Origin of the sequence: Ilumatobacter nonamiensis YM16-303 (assembly GCF_000350145.1) — a bacterium.
GTDB lineage: Bacteria > Actinomycetota > Acidimicrobiia > Acidimicrobiales > Ilumatobacteraceae > Ilumatobacter_A > Ilumatobacter_A nonamiensis.
The window spans coordinates 1-4,587 of sequence record NZ_BAOL01000005.1 but is presented as its reverse complement, the minus strand read 5'-3'; the positions used below and the strand labels follow the sequence as shown (position 1 = coordinate 4,587).

Genomic DNA, 4,587 nt, shown 5'->3' with positions numbered 1-4,587 from the left:
GCTCCGTGCGCGAACTGTTCACGAGTTGGCCGATCGCGGCGGCCGCCGCGGGCGTTGGTGGTCTCGCGCTGATCGGTTGCTCGTCGAGTGACGCCGCGACCGGGACGAGTACGCCCGCCACGCTGCCGTCGTCCGACGTCGGCACTGCGGAATCCGGGACCGACGACGATTCCGGCGAGACCACCGCGGAGTCCGACGTCGACGCTCCGACCGACAGCGTCGACGGAGTCCAGCCGGTCGGCTTCAGCACGGTCGAGGCACGCGTGACGTCGGCCGACGGAGACGTGTGCGAGGTGTGCCTGTGGCTCGCCGACACGGCCGACGAGCGATCGCGTGGCCTGATGGGCGTGACCGATCTCGGTGATGCCGACGGGATGCTGTTCCGGTGGGCCGAGCCCCTCCAGGGCAACTTCGTGATGATCGGAACGCCCACGCCGCTGTCGATCGCGTGGTTCGGAGAAGACGGTGCCCTCGTCGATGAGGCGGACATGGAACCGTGCCTCGACGTCGACACCTCAGGGTGTGAGCGCTACCCGGCCGATGGTCCGTACAGCGCGGCGATCGAGGTGTTTCAAGGCGGACTCGACGAGCTCGGGATCGGCCCGGGTGCTCGGCTCGAGATCCTGACCGAGACCGAAGCCTCGGGATGTCCGCCGGCCTGACCTTGCGTCGTCGCCCGCGAACGTCGCCGGGAAACCCTGACACAGCCCCGCGCGCATGATGCGGACATGCGATCGACCCACCCATCGTCCTCCCGGCCACGCGATCACCGCGCGCCCGATAGCGTGGCACGGTCCATATTGACCCTGCCCCACACGGGGCTGCTGCCTGTCGGGGTCGCCCGACAGGCTGGTATCCGAAGGGAGAACACACACGTATGACACGTGGATACGAATTGATGGTCATCATCGACGGCGACGTCGATGACCCCAAAGCACAGGCCTGGATGAAGTCGGTGACCGACGGCGTCGCAGCCGCCAAGGGCGAGCTGCATGGCAAGATCGATTGGTGGGGCAAGCGCCAGTTCGCCTACCCGATCGAGAAGAAGCCGGCCGGCTACTACCTCGTGGCCGAGATCGTGGCCGCCCCGGGCTCGCTCGATGAACTCGAGCGCACCCTCCGCCTCGCGGACGACGTCGTCCGCCACAAGCTCATCCGTCTTCCGGAGGCCGAGGCCGAGCGCCGCGGCATGGCGGTCACCGCAGCCTGACGGCTGCCGTTGGCACGCACCAAGCACAAGGGGAAATCACATGGCATCAGAGAACAGCGTCACCCTGGTCGGCAACATCACGCGCGACCCCGAACTTCGCTACACGACCGGGGGTCGTGGAGTCGCGAGCTTCGGCCTGGCCGTCAACCGGCGGTACCAGCAGAACGGTGAATGGCAGGAGCAGACCTCCTTCTTCAACATCACCGCCTGGGGCGACCTCGGCGAGAACTCGGCCGCCAGCTTGACCAAGGGTGCACGCATCGTCGTCACCGGCCGGTTGCAGCAGCGCGACTACGAGACGAAGGAAGGCGAGAAGCGCACCATCGTCGAAGTGATCGCCGATGATCTCGGACCCAGCCTCCGCTGGGCGCAAGCTCAAGTCGAGCGCATCAGCCGTGACTCCGCCCAGTCGGGCGGCGGTGGAGGTGGCGGCGCAGCGTCGGCACCCGATCCGGTGTACGGCGACGAAGAGCCGTTCTGAGCGCCACGCTCAATTCCATGTCGAGCGCCCACCCGTCTCGGGTCGGCCTCCCCTCGAAATGACCAGAACTTTCCAGTAAGGAACCCAGCCTCATGGCATCCAAGAAGAACAAAGCCCGGTCCGCCCGGGATGCGAATCCTCGCAAATTCAAGAAGAAGACCAGCGTCCTCGTCATCGAGAAGGTGGAGTACGTCGACTACAAGGACGTCGACCTGCTCAGCCGCTTCATGAGCGACCGCGCCAAGATCAAGAACCGCCGCGTGGCGGGCAACGACCTGCAGCAGCAGCGTGAAGTCGCGAACGCGATCAAGATCGCTCGCGAGATGGCGTTGCTGCCGTACGCGACGCGTGTTGCGTCGACCCGTACCGGTGGCCGTCGTGGTGATCGCGACGATCGTCGTTCCGATCGCGACTCGTCGAACAACGAGAACGCCGAGGCGACCGAGAACGAGAACGACACCTCGGTCGACGGAGACGACACTTCTGTCGACTCCGGTGCCGACGCGTCCACCGACCAGACCGGGGAGGACTGATCATGCAGGTCATTCTTCGTTCCGACGTGTCGGGTCTCGGCCTGCGCGGTGACATCGTCGACGTGGCAGACGGCCACGCGCGCAACTTCCTGTTTCCGAAGGGCCACGCCATCAAGGCGTCGCCTGGTGCGATCGAGCAGGCCGCGAAGATGCGTGCGTCCCGCGATGCGCGTGACCACGAGTCTCGGGAAGCGGCGACCGCCGTGGCGAGCACGCTCGTTCCCCAGACGATCACGATCACGGCGAAGGCGAGCCCCGAGGGCAAGCTCTTCGGCTCGATCCACGCGGCCGAGGTGGCCGACGCGGTGCAGGAGCAGACCGGGATCGAGATCGACCGCAAAGAGATCGAGATCGACGGTGTGAAGACCACCGGGTCACACACCGCGACCGCATCGCTGCACCGCGACGTGTCGTTCCCGATCACCATCGAGGTCGTCGCCGCCGAATGATGCTGCGCATGACCATCGCATCGCCGATCGTCATGCACCGCATCTCGCAGAAGCCTTCCGCGGGGCGCGTCCTGTCTTCGGACGGGACGCGCCCCGTGTCGTTTTCCCGGTCGTTTCGTGGACGCCGAGTCCACAGGATCGGCCGGTTGTCCACAGGCGATCAACAGCGGGTTCCCAGCCTGTCGGGACTGGTTGTCCACAACGCTCAACGCTCAGAATGGTGCCTTCATGGCTGGTGACGAGAACTTTCCGATCGACGACGGCGGCGGGGCGCGCGTGACGCCCATTCGCCGTCCCGCGGGTGGCGCGGGTCGGGTCCCCCCGCACAACCTGCAGGCGGAGGAGTCGGTGCTCGGTGCGCTGCTCCTGTCGCGCGATGCGATCGGTGCGGTTGGCGAAGCAGGGCTCAAGCCGCGGGACTTCTACAACCCGGCGAACCAGCACGTGTTCGACGCGGTGCGCGCCCTGTACTCGACGTCGGGCCCCGTCGATGTGGTCACCGTCGCCGACGAGTTGCGCCGTCATGGTCTGCTCGACGAGATCGGTGGGGTGGAGCATCTGAGCGAGTTGCAGAACGCGACACCATCGGTGTCGGGTGCCGAGCACTACGCGAAGATCGTGATGGACACGGCGCTCCTGCGTCGGTTGATCCACACCGCCGGCGAGATCACCGACATCGCGTTCAGCGAGCCCGACGATGTCACCAAGGCCGTGGACATGGCCGAGTCGAAGATGTTCGAGGTCGCCGAAGACCGCGTCGTCGACTCGACCCGTCCGATCCAGGAACTGCTGAACCTGGCGATGGATCAGCTCGAGGAGAACTTCGAGCGCGGCGACACGATCACCGGAGCCGCCACGGGTTACGACGACCTCGACGATCTGCTGTCCGGTCTGCAACCGAGCACCCTCAACATCGTCGGTGCGCGACCGGCCATGGGAAAGACCGCGTTCGGGTTGGGGCTTGCGACCCACATCGCGAAGCACGAGGAGAAGCCGGTTCTCGTCTTCTCGCTCGAGATGGGCCATGCCGAACTCACCCAGCGCATCTTGTCGAGCGAGGCGAAGGTCGATTCCACCAAGCTCCGGACGGGCAAGCTGACCGAGTCGGACTGGTCGAAGATCGGGCTTGCCGTCGGGCGGCTGGAGGTGCCGCTGTTCCTCGACGACAACCCGCAGGTGACGGTGATGGAGATCCGGGCGAAGGCGCGGCGGATCAAGGCAATGCACGGGGGGATCTCGCTGATCCTCATCGACTATCTGCAGCTGATGAGCGGCAGCGGGAACTCGGAGAACCGCCAGCTCGAAGTGTCCGAGATCAGCCGAAACCTGAAGGTGCTCGCACGTGAGCTCGAGGTGCCGATCGTGGCGCTCTCCCAGCTCAGCCGAAACCTCGAAGCCCGCTCCGACAAGCGCCCGATGCTCGCCGACCTCCGTGAGTCGGGCTCGCTGGAGCAGGACGCCGACGTCGTGATGTTCCTGTATCGCGACGAGGTGTACAACCCCGAGTCACCCGACAAGGGATCCGCCGAGGTCATCGTGTCGAAGCACCGCTCCGGCCCGATCGGTACCAAGCGCCTGGTCTTCCTGGGCCAGTACACCCGCTTCGACAACGCCGCCCGCTCCATGTAGTGATGAGCGCGTCTTAAAGTGTCCTTATCGCCGTACATGTCCCTACGTCGATAACTACATGTCCCTCGTGACGCATTAAGTGCCCCGCTCCGTCCGTGTCGGGTCTGCCGCGCCAGCCGCCCTCGAAGGCCGTGACCATCGGGTGGCATCTAGCGTTCGCGGGCGTGCGACTTGGCCGGCACTGCATCGCGTAGCGGAGCCTTCGCGCCCGTGATTCTGCGTGGGTCGAACGAGCCCCTCGCCCGATCGGACGTGCCGCTACGAGCGGTCCGAAGCCGGCTCCGA

The 4,587-nt window shown here is 65.9% G+C and carries 5 protein-coding genes and 1 pseudogene; all 6 read left to right on the top strand.

Features of this window, described 5'->3' with window-relative positions; all coding sequences use genetic code 11:
• On the top strand, positions 1-662 hold a 662-nt coding region (locus ON45_RS20780), incomplete at its 5' end, for a DUF192 domain-containing protein (RefSeq protein WP_148288463.1).
• Between the two features lie 215 nt (positions 663-877).
• A complete protein-coding gene (rpsF, locus tag ON45_RS00765) occupies positions 878-1,210 on the top strand; it encodes a 30S ribosomal protein S6 (RefSeq protein ID WP_040491077.1) in 333 nt (110 codons plus the stop codon).
• A gap of 40 nt (positions 1,211-1,250) precedes the next feature.
• Entirely contained in the window at positions 1,251-1,691 is a 441-nt protein-coding gene (locus ON45_RS00760) for a single-stranded DNA-binding protein (protein ID WP_040491076.1), read from the top strand.
• Between the two features lie 92 nt (positions 1,692-1,783).
• Positions 1,784-2,038, top strand: a pseudogene (gene rpsR, locus ON45_RS23715) (30S ribosomal protein S18); the annotation flags it as partial.
• Between the two features lie 188 nt (positions 2,039-2,226).
• The gene (gene rplI, locus ON45_RS00750; RefSeq protein ID WP_051062187.1) at positions 2,227-2,673 is read left to right on the top strand and encodes a 50S ribosomal protein L9; all 447 of its coding nucleotides are present in this window, start codon (positions 2,227-2,229) and stop codon (positions 2,671-2,673) included.
• 228 nt (positions 2,674-2,901) lie between these two features.
• Entirely contained in the window at positions 2,902-4,302 is a 1,401-nt protein-coding gene (gene dnaB / locus ON45_RS00745; protein ID WP_083913990.1) for a replicative DNA helicase, read from the top strand.
• The last annotated feature ends 285 nt before the right edge of the window (positions 4,303-4,587 follow it).

Bases quoted from the DNA above. Each gene is read 5' to 3' on its own strand.
- rpsF (WP_040491077.1), top strand. From the start codon at position 878: ATGACACGTGGATACGAATTGATGGTCATCATCGACGGCGACGTCGAT.
- ON45_RS00760 (WP_040491076.1), top strand. From the start codon at position 1,251: ATGGCATCAGAGAACAGCGTCACCCTGGTCGGCAACATCACGCGCGAC.
- rplI (WP_051062187.1), top strand. From the start codon at position 2,227: ATGCAGGTCATTCTTCGTTCCGACGTGTCGGGTCTCGGCCTGCGCGGT.
- dnaB (WP_083913990.1), top strand. From the start codon at position 2,902: ATGGCTGGTGACGAGAACTTTCCGATCGACGACGGCGGCGGGGCGCGC.